A 20693-nucleotide genomic window follows, 5' to 3' on the forward strand; every position below is an offset into this window, starting at 1 on the left:
GAATTTAATCAGTTTCAACGCGTTCGCGTATCACCACTGCGGGGTTGCCACGGCAAATTTTATTTGCCGGTAGCGATTTAAAAACGCTGCTGCGGGCACCGACTACCGTGCCATCGCCAACAGAAACACCGGGTGCAACAAAGACGTCTGTTGCCAGCCAGCATTTTTCACCGATCACAACAGGCGAAGCGGTAATATCAAAATGCGGGCTCATAAAATCGTGGCTGCCGGTGCACAAATAACACTTCTGTGAAACCACCGAATTTGCGCCAATCGTAATCTCGCCAAGGGTATATAACACCGCGTCATCCCCAACCCAGGCGTAATCCCCAAGCGTTAATTTCCAGGGATAAGTAATTTTCACCGAAGGACGAATGACTACGTTTTTTCCTATTTTTGCGCCAAACAGACGCAGTAAAAATGCGCGCCAGCGGTACAGTATTTGCGGCGACCAGGCAAATAACGTTGCCTGTACAGCCCACCACAGTTGAACTTTAATACCGCTCCCGCCCCGAAAACCTTTCGGCACGGAGAATCCATTTAATTCCTGCATTACGTTTCCTTATATCTCAGGCTTTGTTATATAAGGCTTTCGCTTTACCCGTCGTTTTCAGACGTAAGAAATAAGATAATTCCGCCCAGAACCCCGGTACGCGTAATATTTTACGCTGCACGTTTTTGGCATCCTGGCACAATTCCAGATTATTCGAGGTTGACACGCCGCCCATTGAAAATTCGGATACCAGTCCTTTAATTCGACGGAACGGGTAGCCAGATTTGTACAGGCTGGCGGCCAGGGCATAATCTGATGACACTTTATATTGCAAATCGTAAGGCTGTTTTTTCAGGCCGCTCATTGGGAAGAAAATAGCCTGATGGCTGGCCGGGAGGCTGTGGTAGATATACCAGCCTGGTTTCGCGCCGCGCAGGACTTTTTTCCCCTCGCCGAAATCAAGCAGCGCATCACCGATAAACATGGCATCTTCTTTCTGGCGCGCCAGCTGGCGTGCAAACAGCGCCACATCTTCATGGAACACGTCGCCGGAATTGAGGAAGATGGCGTAGCGCCCCTGCGCCATGTTGATGCCTTTATTCATGGCATCGTAAATGCCTTTATCTTTCTCGCTGATGTAACGTAAGTTGAACTCACCGTTAAGTTTTTCCAGGAACTCCGCCGTGCCGTCGTTCGAGCCGCCATCGACCACGATCCACTCAAAGGTGAGGCTCGGATCGCGCGCCAGGTTGCGCAGCGAGCGCCAGGTTTTTACCACCCCTTCGTGGTTACGAAAGGCGACAGTAATGACGCTAAGAAACATAAATCACCTCATTTCGTCATACGCTCGTAATATTCAACGCTTTGCGCAAAATAAACGGACATACAATTAAGAATGCATATTCCGGGCTAAATATTGACCCGGTAAAAAACAACGACACCGGTGTGAACAGATAAAGTTGCACGCGAAAGTTCTGGTTATCACCAAACGCGTTAATCATCATTTTGAAAACTTTAAACAGATACCACAGTGTCAACAGTACGGCGAACCAGGAAAAATAGATAATTAACAGATACAGACCATTGTCTATGGTTTTACCGACATCCGCACCGTTAAAGATTCCGAATGATGCAACATATTCGTAAAGTGAGCCGAATCTTACTACGCCATCAATATGGGTTAAGGAATAACCCACCATCACCAGTGGACCAATGATGCGATAATAGGACGACGAACCTTCCGTTCCCAAATCACCCAGACGTTCAGAAATGTACGGGAAGGCGAATATTACGCCCACTAAAAATACCGTCAGAGAAATGATCGCCAGCGGCAGTTTTTTCTTAATCGCCTCTTTGTTCAGGTACTGGAACGCCCACTCCAGCAGGTAAAACAGAATAAACGTCATTACCCCTGAGAACGACCCTGACAGAACGATTCCTGCAAGAATCATAGCATCGGTCTTGGGGGTTTTGATACCGAACTGTTTGATGCTGAGCCAAATTGAGATTAATGCCAGAGCAAAAAACGCCGGTTCAAAATAGAGCGCAGTGGTACGCTTGCCACCAAACTTAATGAAGTTCAGTACATAGCTGTTACTGTATATAAGATATTTCGAAATTATTTCCATCAGGCTACTGCCGCCTGTGAGAATAATTTGCGCCATCTCCAATGCCGCAAGCATAACAATCAGCCCGACGACAATATAAAAGAACCTGAGGATTTTCCTATAATTGTGCGGAGAGATAGTTTTAAAACGAATACTCCACACCATGCCAATAATGATAACGATATAAACAAACAGCATGGTGGAGGTGACATATTTGCTGGCGTCCAGCGACTGACCAAAGATGTAGTTAAACGCCGTCAGACCAAACCCGATCCCCAGCGCAATCATCAGCTTTTTGAGGTTAAGCTTATCAACGTATAGCAACAGCAGAACCGGCAGGAAGGTGACGATGGTGATTGGGAAGCTTTCACCGAGCTGGGCAATCTTGACGTTGACCAGCAGGTAGATCAGCGGCAGCAGCAGATAACTACAGATTCTGATAGAACGAGACATACTCCTCCAGCATCTGTTGTCCACTGTACGCTTTACGGCTGCGGTTGCGGAACGATTCCAGGTCCGTGCCAAAAACAGCCTGCGCGATATCGGCCTTCGACAGCTGCACCAGCGGCAGCACCTCGTTCTCACTGAAGGTTTTACCGCCCGATTTCTCCAGCACTTCGCGCGCCGCGTCGCTGTGGGTGGCAATGACCGGCACGCCAATGGACAGCGCTTCGCACAGGATCAGCGGGTAGTTGTCCACGCGGGAGCTGAACACCAGCGCGTCCATACCGTTGAGCGCGCTCATCAGTTTGCGCTTGTCGGTTTCAAACCCGTGATTCACCACGTTAGCGCCTTCGAACGGCGAGAATTTGCCGAAGGTATGCAGCTCAATTTTGTCGCCGAGCGCCATCATGTCGCGCACCAGCTGTTGGTTGGTTTTGCCGTCGTAGCGCAGGTCATGGGCGACGACCGCAATTTTCGGCTTGCCGGTGGTAATGGCTACGGGCGTCAGTTCGGCCAGGATCTCTTCCGTCGCCACATCAATACCGTTGTTGATAATCTGGCAGCGCCCTGCTCCGTACAGGCTATTAAAAGCATCTGCCACGTGCTGGCTTGGAGAGATAAAGGTGCAGCCGAGCGAGAGCATGTCGCGGAACAGCTGACGCTTGCCCTCAACCAGCTGATGCGCGCGATCGACCTTCACCGGCGGATAGTTGCTGAGCGTAGGGCATTTCTGGCAGTTATCTTTCCAGCCTTCGCAGCCGTCGGTAAAGGCGCAGCGTCCGGTCACGCTCCAGTGGTCGTGTAGCGTCCAGACGAAACGGGTGTCCGGCTTGTGCGCCTTCACTTTGCCACAAAACGCTACCACCTCTTCCAGATTCAGCCAGTAGCTGTGTAGCACGTGGAAGTGCAGCACAACCGGCCCGCGGGTGCGGGTGACGGTGCGGTAGAGGTTATTCAGGTTGCCGAACAGGTCGCGGTTAAACAGGCGGAACAGCGCAATATTGGCGATGGAGGTCAGACGTGGCGTCTGCTTCAGCACCTGCGGATAGTTATCATGGCTGACGCTTTTCTTGCCGCCCTTGCCGTAACCGTAAACAAAGCGCGACTGTAATCCTTTTTGCAGCGCGCGCTGGTGCAGATCCAGCGCTACGCCTGCCGCCCCGCCCTCTGCGAGGCGTACGTTAAATTGCAGAATGTTCATTTAATCACCTTCACGCGGGCTTTCTCGCCCACCACCAGCGCATTGTCCGGAATGCTGTCCAGCACTACGCTACCTGCGCCAACCGTCACGTTATTGCCCACGGTAATCTCCCCGATCATCACCACGTTGGCGCCCAGCTCGACGTTATTGCCAATCACCGGGCAGGCCAGGCTGTCTGGCCCACGGTTGCCGATTGTCACCCCGTGGCGAATGGTGAAATCATCACCCGCGACGACGAACTTGTTGATGACGACCGCATAGCCGTGATGAATGGTAAAGCGGCGGCCAATGGTGGCAGCGGCCTGAATTTCATAGCCAAAAAAGCATTCGGTGATGATGCGGTACAGCACCAGCACCGGCGCGGCCCAGATATTGTTCAGCACATTTTTTTTGCGCCACACCGAGCAAAAGTGCGCAATACGGTAGGCCAGAACCATGCAGCACGGGCGCAGGCTCCAGCTGTTAGCGCGGCAATCTTCCAGAAACATTATTTCCCCCGAAGCCCGTCAGCCAGACGCTTGCCGTTACGCACCGACAGCAGCGTCAGCAGCGTGCGCCAGTTCATGCGCTTATTGCGGATCTGATAGAGGGTAAAGAGCTGATACTTCCGACTGGCACGGTCAAACTTGTCCTTGTGCTTGCGGTAAAAATGGAAGTAGCCCGAGAATTTTTTCGGTGACGAGGTGATCTGCATCTCCCCGTGGTTGATGTGCAGGATCTGCGTGGCCTCTTCCACCTTCCACGGCTCGCCGTACTCCACCACCATCCGCAGGAAGATGTCGTAATCCTGCGCGGCCTTCAGCTCGGTATCGAACAGACACTCCTTAAAGCGCCAGGCCCATGTAAATACCTGGTTGCCAATGATGTTGCGCTTGTAGAACAGGCGGCGGGAATACGGTGATTTCGGATACAGCGGCAGGCTGGCCGGCTGCGAATAGACCTCGCCCTGACAGACATAGTCGTTGGCATACAGAAACGCGTGGGTCACCAGTTGCGCTTTGTGCGACAGGAAGATCGACAGACGGTTTGGCGTCCATTCGTCATCATCGTCGATACCGGTCAGATACTGCCCTTTCGCCTGCATAATCGCCTGATTGCGCACCGCGCACGCCCCGGAGTTGATGGCGTTGTGCGTGTACACCACGCGCGGGTCGTTCAGGTCTTCGACAAACTTTTGCAGCTGTTCGTAAGAGGAGGAACAGTCATCCACGATAATCAGTTCCCAGTTATCGTAATCCTGACGCAGGACCGATTTAATCGCGCGGATCGCCAGCTGCTGACGATTCCATGTCGGCATATAGATAGAAATCAAAGGGCGTTGTGTGCTCATGTATTCCTCCTGCCCCTCACCCCGGCCCTCTCCCCGGAGGGGAGAGGGTGAAAGACTGCACCAGGCAGTCCCCTCTCCCCTCAGGGGAGAGGGTTAGGGTGAGGGGTGTGGGGTGTGTTTTGTTATTTAGAGTCAGACTTGTATTCGTACTCGTAGTAGCCGTAATCCTGATAACCCGTCGCACGGCGGAAGATGGAGTTCAGAATGACCCCTTTCACCTCAATACCGTTCTGCTCAAAGCGGCTCAGGCTGGTTTCCACTTCCTTCAGGGTGTTCACCGCATAGCGTGCAACCATCAGCGTGGTGCCCGCATGACGCCCTACCACGGCGGCGTCGGTGACCGCCAGAATTGGTGGGGTATCGATCAGCACCAGGTCATAGTTTTTGCTTGCCCACTCGATCAGCTGCGTGAAGCGCTCGCTCATCAGCAGTTCAGACGGGTTCGGCGGTACCTGGCCACGCGGGATCAGGTCAAATTTCGGAATCGAGGTCGGTTTGGCGCTCTCGCTGATCTCCCCTTTACCCAGCAGGATTTCCGACAGACCGTTAACGTTGTTGGTACCCAGCAGCTCATGGGTGTAGCCCTTACGCATGTCGCAGTCGATCAGCAGCACGCGCTTGTTGGTCTGGCTCACCACCGCCGCCAGGTTGGCACAGACGAAGGTCTTACCAATTGACGGGCTGACACCGGTCATCATCAGGACGTTGTTTTTGGCCTGCATCATGGCGAAGTGGAGGCTGGTACGCAGGCTACGCACCGCTTCAATCGCCAGGTCGGTCGGGTTACCCACGGCCAGCAGCTGGCTCTGTTTGTAACGCTTGACGCCCTTAACGGTTTTGACGCTGTCACGGGACTTCTGCCACTCCGAAAGCGGGATGCTGGCGTACACGCTGATCCCGTTCTCTTCCAGCACCTGCGGGCTTTCGATACCGCGGTTGAACAGCGAGCGCAGCAGCACGCCGACGATAGAGAGCATCAAGCCGAGAATAATGCTGCCGAGGATGATCAGCGCTTTCTTCGGCTTCAGCACGCCCGGCTGGGTAATCGCCGGGTCAACGATACGCACGTCGCCCACGGTGCTGGCTTCGGTGATTTTCAGCTCCTGCTGCTTGTTCAGCAGTTGCATGTAAACCTGCTGGCCGGATTCCACATCACGCGTCAGGCGTACGATTTCCTGCTGCGTCTTCGGCATCGCGGTCACGCGGTCATTCAGCTTCGCCTTCTCTTCTTCCAGGGTACGACGTTTCTCGAGCAGCGTGCGGTACGCCGGGTGACGTTTGGTATAGAGCTTGGAAATTTCCGCCTCTTTAAAGGTCAGCTCGTTCAGCTGCGCATCAATATTGACCATGGAGTCGAGAACCGATTTCGCCTCCAGCGGCAGGTCGACGGAGTCTTTATCCTGACGGTATGCGTTCAGCTTGTTCTCGGCGTCATCCAGACGGGCGCGCACCTCCGGCAGCTGTTTACTGAGGAACGCGAGGCTTTTAGCGGCTTCCGCTGACTTGCGCTCAACGTTCTGCTCAAGGTAGTTACGGGTGATGCTGTTCAGGATGTCGCGGATTTGATCCTTGTCTTCACCGGTGAAGGTCATGCTCAGGACGCCGGTATCCTTACCGTTTTCGGTGACGGTCAGGTTGTTTTGCAGATTGTTGATCATTCCGAGCGTCGAGAATTTGGTGACCGTAAACTCACCGCCCTCGTGCGCCTGGATGGCACCAACCCTGATGCTCACGCCATCTTTGGTCAGCATCTGCCCCACTTCGCCGCGCGCGCTGAAGCCTGCGTCGCTGGTCAGCTGATACTGTTTTGGTCCCAGCACGGTCAGGGTAAAGGTTTGGTCCCCAGCCCCTTTTGGAATCACGAAGTCGGTCACTTTTACCGTATCGTTACTGCGCCCCATCAGGCGATCCCAGCCTGCGCCAAACACCGGGAAGGTGTTTTTGGTGACCGCGATATCCAGCCCCAGATCGTGAACCGTTTTGCCCAATACCAGGCGCGACTGGATCAGCTGAATTTCAGCCTCCGATGCCGGCGGCTTGTTGGCCAGCGCAGAGCCGATATCCTGAACCAGCGAGTTTCCGGTATTTTGTTCGATCTGCACCAGCGCGTCGGCGCTGTAAATAGGCGTCGCGAACAGCGTATAAACGATCGCCGCCACGGCAAAGATGGCGGTTATACCCAGCACCCACCATTTCGCTTCAATAACGGTCCCGACCAGGCGACCGATATCGATTTCATCACTGCCCGACGTCGGGGCGGCAGAAGGTCTTGTTTTTTCTGTCATTGTTATCCCTGCTGAGCTTTCAGTGCCTGCGCCCACTGGCGGGCAGACTGGTCTAGTAAGGTGTATACCGCCTCAAAGGCCTCGCGGCTCTTGCGATACGGATCGGGAATTTCGCGCTCACCATCCCAGTGACCAAACAGCATCACCTTGCCGCGCATCTCCGGTGCGATATCGCACAGCGCGTGAATGTGGCGTTTTTCCATCGCGAGGATCAGGTCATATTCCCGGCACATTCGGCCAGAGACCTGACGGGCAACGTGCCCGTCGAGTGAGAGGTTATGCTCAAGGGCGACGCTTGCGGCACGTTCGTCGGCACCTTTTCCGACCAGCGCGCCCAGCCCTGCGGAGTCGACCGTTAACGCAGGCTGGTAATTTTTCAACAGCCTTTCAGCCGTGGGGGAACGGCAAATGTTCCCCACACACACCACCAGAATTTTGTTAAACATCGCGGCTTACCAGGTATGAATGTCGCTCGCCGTATCCGTCATGTAGCGAACGCCACTGATGGTAGGCAGCAACTGGTTGATCAGACGGTTCCAGCGGGCAACCGGCGCGGTGGTGACATAGACCACATCGTATGGCTGGAGACGGAACGACGTTGCCATGACCAGCGACGTCGCGTCGGACATGTCCAGCTGGTAGATGTTGGCAATCTTGCCTTTCGCGTTTTCGCCTTTGATTGGACGGATCACAAAGATACCGCTGGCGTTGGAGGCGGTCAGATCGATACCTTCCGCGTTGCCCAGCGCTTCGGTCAGGGTCATACCGCTGAAGTCCATCTTAAGGGTGCTCTGTTTCTTCACTTCACCCATCACGAACACTTTCAGATCGTCGTTGCGCGGCACGTAAAGAATATCGCCCGGATAGAGGAGACGGTTCTGGGTCAGGTCACCGTTTTGCATCAGCGCCTGAAGCGAAATGCGCTGCTCTTTGCCGTTGTGGGTCAGCACCACGTTGCGCCAGTCAGCACCGTCGGTTAAGCCGCCTGCGGCATTGATCGCATCAAGAACGGTGAGCGGGACGTTGGTGATAGCCTGCTGGCCGGATTTGTTGACCTGGCCTGAGATATAGGCTTTCTGGGATCGGAACGCGGCGATATTAACGTCCACCTGCGGGTCAGCAATGTACTGCGCCAGGCGGCCGGTAATATCACTACGGATCTCAGCAAGCGTTTTGCCCGCGACGTGCACTTTGCCAATGTAGGGATAGAACATGGTGCCATCGGACTGTACCCAGTTACCGGTGTCGCTTGAGCTGCGGTACTGGCCCGCAGGTGTGGTCAGTTCCGGGTGATCCCAGACGGTCACGTTAATCACGTCACCCGGACCAACGCGATACTGGTAAGAGGCAATTTCCTGGTCCAGAGACATATTTGGCTGAGCAACATTCGGACGTGGGCGTAATTGTTCTACCAGACGTGGGGTTAATGGGTAAACATTCACCATTTTGTCGAGATCAAAATCAGCATCCTGCTGTTTAATCACATCCTTGCCCATTGTTGACATATTGCTGCCGGGAAAGACCGTGCAACCACTCATCAAGGTCACAGACACCAATAATGGCATCAATTTCATTTTGGATTTCATCATTGATTATTTATCACTTTGGCAGAGTAATTATCCTGTGCAATTAAAATAAGCGCGGGTCGTGGTGACAATCAGAATGCAGTTAATCATTTAGCAATATAACTGGCATCAGTCCTAAAAAAAGCTTATTCATCCATTGGCTATTGACAGAATAATTGAGGCTGATTCACACGCTTTCAGGCACGCTACCGCCCTTGGCTTTCAGTTACCAATCCACTGACTAAACAATGCGTTATGGTTAGACACCCTCTTGGATCAGGCCTTTTGAGAAATATATCCGCCACCTTAAACGGGTGATTGATAATGTATAACCTTCACCAAAGACTGAAACAAAAATAGCAACAAGGAGATTTAACATTTGATGCTGGAAGAATTGTTGCAGCTAACCTAATAGCAGGCAAGGAGACAACCGTCCTAATATTCGTTTTTAAGATTAATATTAAGAGCAAAGTTTTGAGGTTTTCGGATTTTCTTTATATTGACAAAATAGAGCACCAGACCATTTATTGCGATATATCCTAAATATCGTCTTTTGTAATTAAATCTTCGCATTTAACTTATTTACACAGCCCCGCAAATGGGTTTTACCTAAGTGTAGCATTAAGAGAAATCTCACCCCGGCATTGCAATTTCCGTCTGCTTTATCCATGATCGAAGTGTGACATTAGTCATATAACAGAAGGTATTGCATTTACTATGGAATGGATTGCCGATCCATCAATCTGGGCCGGGCTGGTGACGCTGGTCGTCATCGAATTAGTGCTCGGCATTGATAACCTGGTGTTTATCGCCATCCTTGCCGATAAATTACCCCCTTCACAACGCGACCGCGCCCGCGTGACCGGTCTTCTGCTCGCCATGGTGATGCGTCTGCTGTTACTGGCCTCAATATCATGGCTGGTCACGCTCACCAAACCCTTATTCAGCGTGCAGGGTCTGAGCTTTAGCGCCCGCGACCTGATCATGCTTTTCGGCGGATTGTTCCTGCTGTTCAAAGCCACGGTTGAGCTTAATGAGCGGCTGGAAGGAAAAGACAGTGAAAACCCCACCCAGCGGCGCGGCGCTAAATTCTGGCCGGTGGTCGCGCAGATAGTGGTGCTGGATGCCGTCTTTTCTCTCGACTCCGTGATTACTGCCGTCGGGATGGTTGACCATCTGGCGGTGATGATGGCCGCCGTGATCATTGCCATCACCCTGATGGTGCTCGCCAGTAAAGCCCTGACGCGCTTCGTGAACAGTCACCCGACTATCGTCATTCTCTGTCTGAGCTTCCTGCTGATGATTGGCTTTAGCCTGGTGGCGGATGGTTTTGGCTTCCATATCCCGAAAGGATATCTGTACGCAGCCATTGGTTTCTCGGTGCTTATTGAGTTTCTTAACCAGCTGGCCATTTTCAACCGCCGCCGTTTTCTTTCCGCGAACCAGACATTACGACAGCGCACCGCAGATACGGTGATGCGTCTGCTGAGCGGCAAAAAAGAGGATGCCGAGCTGGATGCTGAATCCGCTGCGATGCTAGCCGACCACAGCGACGGGCAGATCTTCAACCCGCAGGAACGCCGGATGATAGAGCGCGTGCTTAACCTCAACCAGCGCTCGGTCAGCAGTATCATGACCTCCCGCCACGACATTGAGCATATTGACCTGACGGCACCGGAAGAGCAGATCCGTGCCCTGCTGGATAAAAACCAGCACACCCGCGTGGTGGTGACCGGCGGAGAAGAGGAAGAAGAGCTGCTGGGCGTGGTACACGTGATTGACCTGCTGCAACAGCAGCTTCACGGTGAGCCGCTCAACCTGCGCGCGCTGGTGCGCCAGCCGCTGGTCTTCCCGGAAGCGCTGCCGCTTCTCTCCGCGCTGGAGCAGTTCCGCAACGCGCGTACCCACTTCGCGTTTGTCGTTGATGAGTTTGGTTCTGTGGAAGGGCTGGTGACGCTCAGCGACGTGATGGAAACCATCGCCGGTAATCTGCCTAATGAGGTGGATGAGATCGATGCACGCCACGATATTCAGAAAAACGCAGACGGCAGCTGGACCGCCAACGGCCATATGCCGCTCGAAGATCTGGTGCAGTTCGTTCCGCTTCCGCTGGACGAGAAGCGCGAATACCACACCATCGCCGGTTTGCTGATGGAATATCTGCAACGTATTCCGCAGCCGGGCGAAGAGGTCCAGGTGGGGAATTACATGATCAAAACCTTGCAGGTAGAGAGCCATCGCGTGCAGAAGGTGCAGCTAGTACCGCTGCGCGGTGAGGATGAGATGGATTTTGAGGTGTAAAAAAGCCGGGTGGCGCTTCGCTTACCCGGCCTACGGTGTCTGGCTTTTGTAGGCCGGGTAAGGCGAAGCCGCCACCCGGCACAACAGGCATCAGAGCTTATCGAGCAACTTTTTCACGTCCTTACCAGACTGAGACTCTTTATTGCGGTCCGCCCAGTCATTCAGCCGACGTTTCGCTTCATCCTGAAGGTGCTTACGGAGGATCTGATCGACCTGCAAACTGTAATTGAGTTCCTGCCATTTTCCGTACACGCGCAGCGGTATCGGCGTCTCTTTCAGGAACTCGACAAGCTGGCCTTCCCCTTCCCAGCCAGCCTTCACGCGGACGTTGAAGCGGGTGTCAACCGTCTCTTTCACCAGATCCAGCGCGCCGTTTCCGGTCAGTGCCAGCAGGGACGAGATTCCCTGCATCTCGTCGAGCGAGAGCTGACCGTTGTCGAGGGCAAGCTCGCTGGTAAAGCTGTCGAGACGGGTTGCGCTATCGTAGTTTTCATTCGCCTTCACGCTGCTGCTGCGCTCTACCGCCTGCTGCACCAGTTGCTGGAAGTTCAGCCCTTCCATGCGCGAATCTTTTAGCTCAACGTGCGCCTGCCCCTTCCAGCTACGACGGAAGGCGTCCGCATCAATCTTCGTGCCGGAGAAATCCCCGGCCAGCGACAGCTGCCCCGTGAGGGAAATCGGGTAATTAAAGGCTTTCAGGATGGTGCCAATCTCAACGTTTTCCAGACGCGGCTGGAACGCGGCGCTGGCAACGTCTTTACGTACGTCCAGCGTGCCCGGCAGGGAGAGATTTCCTGCCCCCATTTTTCCGCTGAGCTCAGAGATGACCAGCAGGCCGTTGTGGTTGAACATCTGGCTGTTGACGTCAGTAAAATCAATCCCACGCCAGCGCACGCTGTTCGCTTCCAGCAGAATGTCGGCGGTAAATCCGCGCAGACCATTGTAGTCAGGCAGATCGAGACTGGAGGAGATCACCGGACGCGACTGCGTGACCTGGCTTTGCCCTACCTGCGCGACACCCTCATCGGTCGCATTCACCGTTTGGGCCGCGAGCAGGTTCTCAAGGTTCAGCTTGTCGAATTGCAGATCCAACACCCACTTGGGTTTTTCATCAAGCGTGACGCTCGCCTGCCCCTTCAGGGAACTGTCGTTGGCCTGGAGGTTGAGCGCGTTCAGTTCGAGCTGTTTGCGCTCTTCGTGCCACACCGCCTGCATCGTGCCCTGGCCGGCGATCCCCTTCGCGGGTAAATCCGCGCCGGTCAGCTGCCAGTTGACCTGCTGAACGTCCGCCGTCAGCTGGTGCGGGTAGTCAGAGGCGTTCACGTTCGCATTCATCGACAGGTTGAGATCGCGCTGATTACGGTTGATCCGCCCGGAGAACTCCATGGTCGCGTGATGGTTGGCGTCCTGCTCCATCCTGAGGTTGATATTGCGGACGGTGATCTGTTCGTCATCCTCATGCTGGAAAACCAGCACGCTGTCAGCGACTTTCAGATTACCAATATCGAAAGACCAGCCGGTGTCAGACGGAACATCAGGCAAAGTATTTTCACGCGGTGCGACCGGGGCATTCGCCTGACGAACGGCTTCGGTTTGTGGCGTAAGCTGAATCACCGCCCCTTTCAGCATCACCTGTTCAACCTGGAGCTGATGGGATAAGAGCGGGATGAGCGCGACATCAAGACGCATGTTATCCGCCGTAACAAGCGGCTGCGCGGCGCCCGGCGCGGTGAGCGACATACGTCCGGAGAGAATGCTGAGCTGCGGCCAGACGTGCCAGCGCAGCGGCCCGTCCAGCTTGAGTTCATACCCGCTGCGCGCTTCAACCTGCCGCACCATATAGGCCCGGAAGTCATTCGGGTTAACCAGCAGCACCAACGCTGAAAGGCCAGCCACCAGCACCACCAGCAAAATCATCAGCGTTGTCAGAACTCTTCTCATGGCTTCCTCAGTGAACTCACAGATCAGTCTTTATCGATACGGCTGGCAACCGCACCCTGCTGGTCGCGATATTTTGCGTCCTGACGGCGGTTATAAGGACGGTCTGCCGGGCCGGTCAGCGGTTCGAAGCTCAACGCACCGATCATCATTCCCGGGCGAAGCGCCAGCGGCAGTTTACCGGCGTTAAAGAACTCCAGCACGATACGGCCAGACCAGCCCGGATCGATACGGTGCGCGGTGACGTGCACCATCAGGCCCAGACGCGCCAGAGAAGAGCGTCCGTCAAGCCAGCCGACCAGATCCGCAGGCAGCGTGACCGATTCAAAGGTCACCGCCAGCGCCAGTTCGCCAGGATGGAGATAAAACGCCTCTCCTTCTTCGATGACGATTTCGTCACTCATGACGCGATCCAGCGCCGCACTGACTTCGTCTTTCGGCCCGCTGAGGTCGATAAACGGTGCCGTGTGGCCGCTGAAGGTGCGGAACTTATTCCCCAGACGTACATCGACGGTCACGCCGTTAATACGCTCAACCGGCGGACGCGGGGTGATAGACAGGCGGCCTTCATCCAGCCAGGCTTCTATATCGCGGTCACAAAGACGCATGGCACTTTCTCCTTTCGTGCATCGCGCCCTGAATCCTTACGGCGTCAGGGCAAAACCAGGTTATCTCTGAACGGTACACAATTCACACGGCTTATTCAAAAAACTGACTGATTTTCGCTTTTAAGATATCAATGGCAATACGGTTTTTACCGCCGCGAGGCACAATAATATCGGCGTATTGTTTAGAAGGCTCAATAAATTGCAGGAACATCGGACGAACGGTTTTCTGATACTGCGCCATCACGGAGTCCATGGAGCGACCGCGTTCGTTAACGTCGCGTTTAATACGCCGCATCAGGCAGATATCCAGCGGGGTATCGACGAAAATCGAGAAGTTCATTGATTCGCGCAGACGGGCGTCGGTGAGCAGCAAAATCCCTTCAAGGATAATCACCTTCTTGGGCTCAATGCGGATCGTTTCCTGGGTGCGGGTATGTTCCACGTAACTGTAGACGGGCAGCTCAATCGCCTCGCCGCGCTTCAGCGCTTCCAGATGCTGGAACAGCAGACTGTGATCCATCGCACTGGGGTGGTCGTAGTTGGTTTTTACGCGCTCTTCCATCGAAAGATGGGATTGATCTTTGTAATAGCTATCTTCGGGAATAACACCGATATGCTCATCACCCACTTGTTCACGCAGTTCGCGATAAAGCGTACTGGCAATAAGACTTTTACCTGAAGCCGATGCGCCGGCGATGCCTATGATGACGCACTGATGAGACTTATCAGTCATAAATTTAGCGACCTGATTAACCTGGATGTAAGGAAGGACGACGCCGGAGCGTCAAACGCGGCAATTATAGGGATTTCGGGGGCGTGATACCAGTCGAATGCGCAGGTTATGCGAGGCGGGCTGAAAAGCGCCGTTTCACGCCTTTAGCGAAATTTTTACGCACGGATTTTCACCATTTCATCCCCCTTCTTCGCAGAGTAACTATTTTATAAGTCTATGAAGTCAAAATCTGAGCACTCAGCATATGAATTGTAAAATGTTTGTACTAGCATAAACCAAATTAATGATTTCACGCGTCCGGAGCTGGCTCCTGACAACACGGCGTCCCTGGATAGAGCGGTAATGAATAAACAATACCAGCGGGTTTTGGTTACTACCCCACATCCTTTACTGCGGCTTGTCTGTCTGGGTCTGGTCACGTTCATCTTCACCTTATTTTCCCTTGAGCTGACTCGCTTCGGTTCGCTGCTGGCGCCATTGTGGTTCCCGACCTCCATTATGATGGTGGCGTTTTACCGCCATGCGGGAAAAATGTGGCCCGGCATCGCCCTCGCCTGCTCCTTTGGCAATATTTTTGCCTCGTGGATGCTCTTTTCATGGGAATCAATCAACTTAACCTACACGGCAATCAATATTATTGAGGCCTGTGTTGGTGCGGTGTTGCTGCGTAAGCTGCTCCCCTGGTATAACCCGCTGCAAAACCTCAACGACTGGATACGCCTTGCCCTCGGCAGCGCCCTGGTGCCGCCGCTGGTGGGCGGCATTCTGGTTCATTTTCTGGTGCCAGGCGCGGAGCCGCTGCGTAATTTTCTGTTTTGGGTACTTTCAGAAGCCATTGGCGCGCTGGCGCTTGTACCGTTAGGTCTGCTGTTTAAACCGCATTACCTGCTGCGCCACCGCAACCCGAGACTGCTGCTGGAAACGCTGGTGACCCTGGTCGTTACACTGGTTCTTAGCTGGACGGCAATCACCTGGCTGCCGTGGCCGTTCACCTGCATCATCGTTTTGCTGATGTGGAGCGCGGTACGCCTGCCGCGAATGGAAGCATTCCTGATTTTTTTATTCACCATCATGATGGTGTCCTTGATGATGGCGCGAAACCCGCCCTCCATGACACCTTCAAACATGATGGTGACCTTCAACGCGCCATGGCTTCCCTTTCTGATGATGCTGCTCCCCGCCAACATTATGACGATGGTGATGTATGCCTTCCGGGCCGAGCGTAAACATATTACGGAAAGCGAAGAACGTTTTCGTAATGCGATGGAATATTCCGCGATTGGTATGGCGCTGGTGGGCATTGAGGGTCAGTGGCTTCAGGCCAACAAGGCGCTGTGCAATTTCCTCGGTTACAGTCAGTCTGAGCTTCAGTCGCTCACGTTCCAGCAGTTAACCTGGCCGGAAGATTTAAATACCGACCTGGAGCAGTTGCAACAGCTGATTAACGGGGAGATCAACAGCTACAGCCTCGAAAAACGCTACTACACCCGCAGCGGCGAGGTGGTGTGGGCGCTGCTGGCCGTTTCCGTTGTGCGCCATGCCGACGGTACGCCGCTCTACTTTATTGCCCAGATTGAAGACATCAACGACCTGAAACAGACCGAGTGGGTGAATAAGCGTCTGATGGAGCGTATCACCCTCGCGAACGAAGCCGGCGGCATCGGGATCTGGGAGTGGGATCTCGAGCCGGACGTGATCAGCTGGGATAAACGGATGTTTGAGCTGTACGAGATCCCCCCGCACATTAAACCCACCTGGCAGCTCTGGCATGCGGCCATGGTGCCTGAAGATCGTCCGCACGCCGAACAGGTACTGCGTGAGTCACTCCAGGCCAGGGTGCCTTTCAAGCTGGAATTTCGCATTCGCGTCAAGGATGGCATTCGCCACATTCGTTCGCTGGCGAACCGGGTGCTGAACAAACAGGGCGAAGTGGAGCGGCTGTTAGGGATCAACATGGATATGACCGAGGTGAAGCAGTTGAACGAGGCGCTGTTCCAGGAAAAAGAGCGCCTGCATATCACCCTCGACTCCATCGGCGAAGCGGTGCTGTGCACCGATATCGACATGAACATCACCTTTATGAACCCGGTCGCCGAGAAGATGAGCGGCTGGTCGCAAAGCGAAGCGCTGGGTCAGCCCGTTCTGAAGGTGCTGCACATTACCTTCGGCGAGAACGGCCCGTTAATGGAAAACATCCACAGCGGCGATATGTCCCGTACCGATATCGAACAGGATGTGGTGCTTAACTGCCGGAATGGAGGCAGTTTCGACATTCATTACAGCATTACCCCGCTCAGCACCCTGGAGGGGCACGCTATCGGCTCGGTGCTGGTGATTCAGGATGTCACCGAGTCGCGAAAAATGCTGCGCCAGCTGAGCTACAGCGCTTCCCATGACGCCCTTACCCACCTGGCGAACCGCGTCAGTTTTGAAAACCATCTTAAGCGCCTGTTGCAGACGGTACAGGAGACCCATCAGCGTCACGCGCTGGTCTTTATCGATCTTGACCGTTTTAAGGCGGTGAACGATACCGCAGGCCACGCGGCGGGCGACGCGCTCCTGCGCGAACTCTCTTCGCTGATGCTGACCATGCTGCGCTCCAGCGACGTGCTGGCGCGTCTGGGCGGCGACGAGTTTGGCCTGCTGCTGCCGGACTGCAACGTCGAAAGCGCACGCTATATTGCGGGCCGGTTGATCGACGCCATCAACAACTATCATTTTTCCTGGGAAGGACGCCTGCACCGCATCGGCGCCAGCGCGGGGATCACATTGATTGACGACGCTAATTATCAGACAGCGGAAGTGATGTCTCAGGCCGATATCGCCTGTTACGCCTCGAAAAACAGCGGGCGCGGTGTGGTCACCGTCTATGAACCCCAGCAGGAGCGGATCCACAGCACGCGCAGCATGATGTCGCTGGATGAGCAGTGGCACATGATCAAAGATAATCATCTGCTGATGATCGCCCGCAGCGTCGCCTCACCGCGCATTCCCGAGAGCAGTAGCTTCTGGCTGATTTCCCTGCGGTTGTGGACCAGCCAGGGGGAAGTGCTGGAAGAGCATGCCTTCCGCGCCGGGCTGGCGGAGCCGGAGCTGCTGCACGCCCTTGACCGACGTATATTCAGCGAATTTTTCCGTACCTATGCCGCACAGGTGGCGGCCAAAGGGATGGGCGTCGCGCTGCCGCTCTCAGAAGCGGGTTTAGCCAGCGTCACGCTGGTGGATGAGCTGCTCGACCTGATCACCAGAGGTCCGCTGCCGGCGCGGCTGCTGCATCTGGCGATCGCCGTTGATGTGCTGAGCAATACGGATGAAAACGTGCAGCAGGGTCTGCAAAAGCTTCGTCAGGCTGGCTGTCGCGTGGTGCTGACCCGGGTTGGACGCGATATGAACGTCTTCAGCCAGCTCAGCGCCAACACCGCTGATTATCTGCTGCTGGATGCAGACGTGGTGACCAACGTCCACGGCAATCTGATGGATGAGATGATGGTGACCATCATTCAGGGCCACGCCCAGCGTCTGGGCATAAAAACTATTGCCGGGCCATGCCATCAGTCGATCATGATGAATACGCTGTCGGGCATCGGCATTGACTTTATTTACGGCGACACCATCGGAGAAGCGCAGCCGCTCGATCTACTGCTGAATACCAGCTATTTCGCCATCAACTGACGGCGACCAGCCGTCGGTGTACCAGATATGTAACAGCGCATACGAGCGCCACGGCTGCCAGCGCTCGGCATAGCGACGGATCTGCGCGGGCGTCATACCGGCAAAGCGCTGTTTAATGAGATAATCATCCGGCAGGAAAACATCCTTCGCCTGCCAGCCGCGCAAGGCCAGATAATTTGCGGTCCAGCGCCCGATGCCGGGGCGCTGCTGTAGCGCCTTCATCCCGGCCTCGACGTTCGCAGGCGGGAACAGCGGGAATTCACCGTCCACCACCGATTGCGCCAGATGAATCAACGACTCCGCACGCTTGAGCGGCATCCCAAGGGCTTTCAACGCCAGCGGATCCACCGCGGCCAGTACCTCTGGCGGAGGAAAACAGAGGTAGCCCGGCGCGTCCTGGATGGGTTCACCGCACAGCGCCACCACTCTTGACGCCAGTTTTGCCGCCATCGCAACGCTCACCAGTTGCCCGAGAATGGCGCGCACGCCCTGCTCGTAGGCATCCATCGCGCCCGGCAAACGTAACCCCGGCCGCGCCGCGCCGAGATCGCCCAGGGTCTGCGCAATTCTTAGCGGGTCGCAATCAAGATCGAACAGGCGGGCAATGCGGTCCAGGCAAATATCCGCCACCGGGATCAGGCCAGGGCTGAGCGACACCGCCAGCGTATGGGTTGCGCTGTCTGGCACAACCCGAAATATGCCCTGATGCCCCGCATAGCCAAAACTGCGTTCGTAGTAATACTCCGTAACGGTCTCAACCCCTGTTACCGCACGCGCGGCAAAAAAGCCAAACATCCACTGCCAGTCGTAGGGCGGTTGCCAGTTCAGGGTGAACATCGTATCTCCTTTTGTATTTACCTCAGCATAAACCGAAAGATCGCGTTGCGCCTTGCTTTCATATTCCTGTTGTCGCCTGGCAGACATTTCGCTAAAGTCTCGCCCCTTCTCACCGGCATGGGGATTTATTGTGTTTATTGGATTCGACTACGGCACCGCAAACTGCTCGGTTGCGATAATGCAAAACGGACAACCGCAGCTCCTGAAAATGGAAAACGGCAGTACGCTGTTGCCGTCAATGCTCTGTGCGCCCACGCGTGAAGCGGTGAGCGAGTGGCTGTTCCGCCATCATCAGGTTCCGGCCACGGCGGCGGAAACCCAGGCGCTGCTGCGCCGTGCGGTCAGCTTTAACCGCGAGGAAGATATCGACGTTACCCCTTCCAGCGTGCAGTTCGGCCTCTCTTCCCTCGGGCAGTACATTGAAGACCCGGAAGAGGTCTACTTCGTTAAATCGCCGAAATCCTTCCTCGGCGCCAGCGGCCTGAAGCCACAGCAGGTGGCGATGTTTGAAGATCTGGTCTGCGCGATGATGCTGCACATCCGCAATCAGGCGCAATCCCAGGTACCGGATGCCATCACCCAGGCGGTGATTGGCCGTCCGATTAACTTCCAGGGGCTGGGCGGCGACGAAGCCAACCAGCAGGCGCAGGGGATCCTTGAGCGTGCAGCGCACCGGGCAGGCTTCTGTGACGTGGTGTTCCAGTATGAGCCGGTTGCGGCGGGGCTGGATTTTGAAGCCACGCTGACGGAAGAGAAACGGGTGCTGGTGGTGGACATCGGCGGTGGTACGACGGACTGTTCATTACTGCTGATGGGTCCGCAGTGGCATCATCGTCGCGATCGTGAAAACAGCCTGCTGGGGCACAGCGGCTGCCGCGTGGGCGGTAACGATCTGGATATCGCCCTGGCATTCAAGAGCCTGATGCCGCTGCTCGGCATGGGCGGTCAAACCGAGAAAGGCATCGCCCTGCCGATCCTGCCATGGTGGAATGCGATTGCCATCAACGACGTCCCTGCCCAGAGTGATTTTTACAGCACCGCGAATGGGCGTCTCCTTAACGATCTGGTGCGTGATGCGCAGGATGCAGAGAAGGTCGCGCTGCTGTATAAGGTGTGGCGTCAGCGTCTGAGCTACCGGGTGGTGCGCACCGCCGAAGAGAGCAAAATTGCCCTTTCCGATCGTCCTGAGCATGCGGTTACGCTACCGTTTATCAGGGACGATCTGGCTACGGCTATCACCCAGGAAGGGCTGGAAATGGCGCTGGCTCAGCCGCTACAGCGTATTCTGGAGCAGGTGCAGTTGGCGCTTGAGAATGGCAAAGAGAAACCGGACGTGATTTACCTGACCGGTGGTAGCGCCCGTTCACCGCTGATCAAGAAAGCGCTGGCGGAACAGCTGCCGGGGATCCCGATTGCCGGCGGCGATGACTTTGGCTCCGTTACGGCAGGACTGGCCCGCTGGGCGCAGGTGGTGTTTAGCTAATGGGGTTGTGCCGGGTGGCGCTGCGCTTACCCGGCCTACGGTTCAAGGATCTTGTAGGCCGGGTAAGGCGAAGCCGCCACCCGGCGAAACAACGCACCACACTCAGACCATTCCTGACAGTCTTCCATATTTCCTCCATTTTTCCGCTGTGTTACCTGACTAAACTAGTATCATTCCCCGAAAGTGTTTCAGGACG

Annotated in this window: 16 protein-coding genes; 3 read left to right on the top strand and 13 right to left on the bottom strand. The window is 55.1% G+C overall.

Annotated features, from left to right (window positions below):
- Window positions 1-4: 4 nt before the first annotated feature.
- From wcaF to ACQG0S_RS14400, 9 genes are all read right to left on the bottom strand, one after another.
- Window positions 5-553 carry a colanic acid biosynthesis acetyltransferase WcaF gene (wcaF, locus tag ACQG0S_RS14360; protein ID WP_003863512.1) on the bottom strand — a complete coding sequence of 183 codons (549 nt, stop codon included), beginning with the start codon at window positions 551-553 and terminating at the stop codon, window positions 5-7.
- A gap of 16 nt (window positions 554-569) precedes the next feature.
- Window positions 570-1316: a colanic acid biosynthesis glycosyltransferase WcaE gene (wcaE, locus tag ACQG0S_RS14365; protein WP_023300546.1), complete on the bottom strand. Its 747-nt coding sequence runs from the start codon at window positions 1314-1316 to the stop codon at window positions 570-572.
- Between the two features lie 16 nt (window positions 1317-1332).
- The gene (gene wcaD / locus ACQG0S_RS14370; RefSeq protein WP_022648637.1) at window positions 1333-2553 is read right to left on the bottom strand and encodes a colanic acid polymerase WcaD; all 1221 of its coding nucleotides are present in this window, start codon (window positions 2551-2553) and stop codon (window positions 1333-1335) included.
- Window positions 2528-3745 (bottom strand): colanic acid biosynthesis glycosyltransferase WcaC, encoded by a 1218-nt coding sequence (wcaC, locus tag ACQG0S_RS14375; RefSeq protein WP_023300547.1) that lies wholly within the window; start codon window positions 3743-3745, stop codon window positions 2528-2530. Before wcaC ends, wcaD begins: the two co-directional genes overlap by 26 nt.
- The gene (gene wcaB / locus ACQG0S_RS14380) at window positions 3742-4233 is read right to left on the bottom strand and encodes a colanic acid biosynthesis acetyltransferase WcaB (protein WP_023300548.1); all 492 of its coding nucleotides are present in this window, start codon (window positions 4231-4233) and stop codon (window positions 3742-3744) included. Before wcaB ends, wcaC begins: the two co-directional genes overlap by 4 nt.
- Complete coding sequence (wcaA, locus tag ACQG0S_RS14385; protein ID WP_006811246.1) at window positions 4233-5075, bottom strand: colanic acid biosynthesis glycosyltransferase WcaA; 843 nt, start codon at window positions 5073-5075, stop codon at window positions 4233-4235. Before wcaA ends, wcaB begins: the two co-directional genes overlap by 1 nt.
- Window positions 5076-5197: 122 nt before the next feature.
- Window positions 5198-7360, bottom strand: coding sequence for a tyrosine-protein kinase Wzc (gene wzc, locus ACQG0S_RS14390; RefSeq protein WP_022648640.1), 2163 nt, complete (start codon window positions 7358-7360; stop codon window positions 5198-5200).
- Between the two features lie 2 nt (window positions 7361-7362).
- Window positions 7363-7806, bottom strand: coding sequence for a low molecular weight protein-tyrosine-phosphatase Wzb (gene wzb / locus ACQG0S_RS14395; protein WP_003862078.1), 444 nt, complete (start codon window positions 7804-7806; stop codon window positions 7363-7365).
- Between the two features lie 6 nt (window positions 7807-7812).
- Window positions 7813-8949, bottom strand: coding sequence for a polysaccharide export protein (locus ACQG0S_RS14400; RefSeq protein ID WP_022648641.1), 1137 nt, complete (start codon window positions 8947-8949; stop codon window positions 7813-7815).
- A 693-nt stretch (window positions 8950-9642) separates the two neighbouring features.
- Here ACQG0S_RS14400 and ACQG0S_RS14405 point away from each other — a divergent pair.
- Window positions 9643-11226 (top strand): TerC family protein, encoded by a 1584-nt coding sequence (locus tag ACQG0S_RS14405; protein WP_048965875.1) that lies wholly within the window; start codon window positions 9643-9645, stop codon window positions 11224-11226.
- A 90-nt stretch (window positions 11227-11316) separates the two neighbouring features.
- Here the strand turns inward: ACQG0S_RS14405 and asmA are convergent, their stop codons facing one another.
- The 3 genes from asmA to udk all read right to left on the bottom strand — a co-directional run bounded on the left by asmA (window position 11317) and on the right by udk (window position 14505).
- Entirely contained in the window at window positions 11317-13167 is a 1851-nt protein-coding gene (gene asmA, locus ACQG0S_RS14410; RefSeq protein WP_048965644.1) for an outer membrane assembly protein AsmA, read from the bottom strand.
- A 23-nt stretch (window positions 13168-13190) separates the two neighbouring features.
- The gene (gene dcd, locus ACQG0S_RS14415) at window positions 13191-13772 is read right to left on the bottom strand and encodes a dCTP deaminase (RefSeq protein WP_006811250.1); all 582 of its coding nucleotides are present in this window, start codon (window positions 13770-13772) and stop codon (window positions 13191-13193) included.
- A gap of 91 nt (window positions 13773-13863) precedes the next feature.
- Entirely contained in the window at window positions 13864-14505 is a 642-nt protein-coding gene (gene udk, locus ACQG0S_RS14420) for a uridine kinase (RefSeq protein WP_000130320.1), read from the bottom strand.
- A 342-nt stretch (window positions 14506-14847) separates the two neighbouring features.
- Here udk and ACQG0S_RS14425 point away from each other — a divergent pair, with 342 nt between their 5' ends.
- The gene (locus ACQG0S_RS14425) at window positions 14848-18177 is read left to right on the top strand and encodes a diguanylate cyclase (RefSeq protein ID WP_048965645.1); all 3330 of its coding nucleotides are present in this window, start codon (window positions 14848-14850) and stop codon (window positions 18175-18177) included.
- Here ACQG0S_RS14425 and alkA read toward each other — a convergent pair.
- On the bottom strand, window positions 18142-19014 hold the full coding sequence (alkA, locus tag ACQG0S_RS14430) for a DNA-3-methyladenine glycosylase 2 (RefSeq protein ID WP_048965646.1): 873 nt from the start codon (window positions 19012-19014) through the stop codon (window positions 18142-18144). The genes ACQG0S_RS14425 and alkA overlap by 36 nt on opposite strands.
- 130 nt (window positions 19015-19144) lie before the next feature.
- On the opposite strand from alkA, the gene yegD reads away from it, so the two are divergent.
- Entirely contained in the window at window positions 19145-20497 is a 1353-nt protein-coding gene (yegD, locus tag ACQG0S_RS14435; RefSeq protein ID WP_169441221.1) for a molecular chaperone, read from the top strand.
- The last annotated feature ends 196 nt before the right edge of the window (window positions 20498-20693 follow it).

The sequence above is a fragment of the Enterobacter cloacae complex sp. 418I7 genome (assembly GCF_050030705.1).
Taxonomy (GTDB): Bacteria; Pseudomonadota; Gammaproteobacteria; order Enterobacterales; family Enterobacteriaceae; genus Enterobacter; species Enterobacter intestinihominis.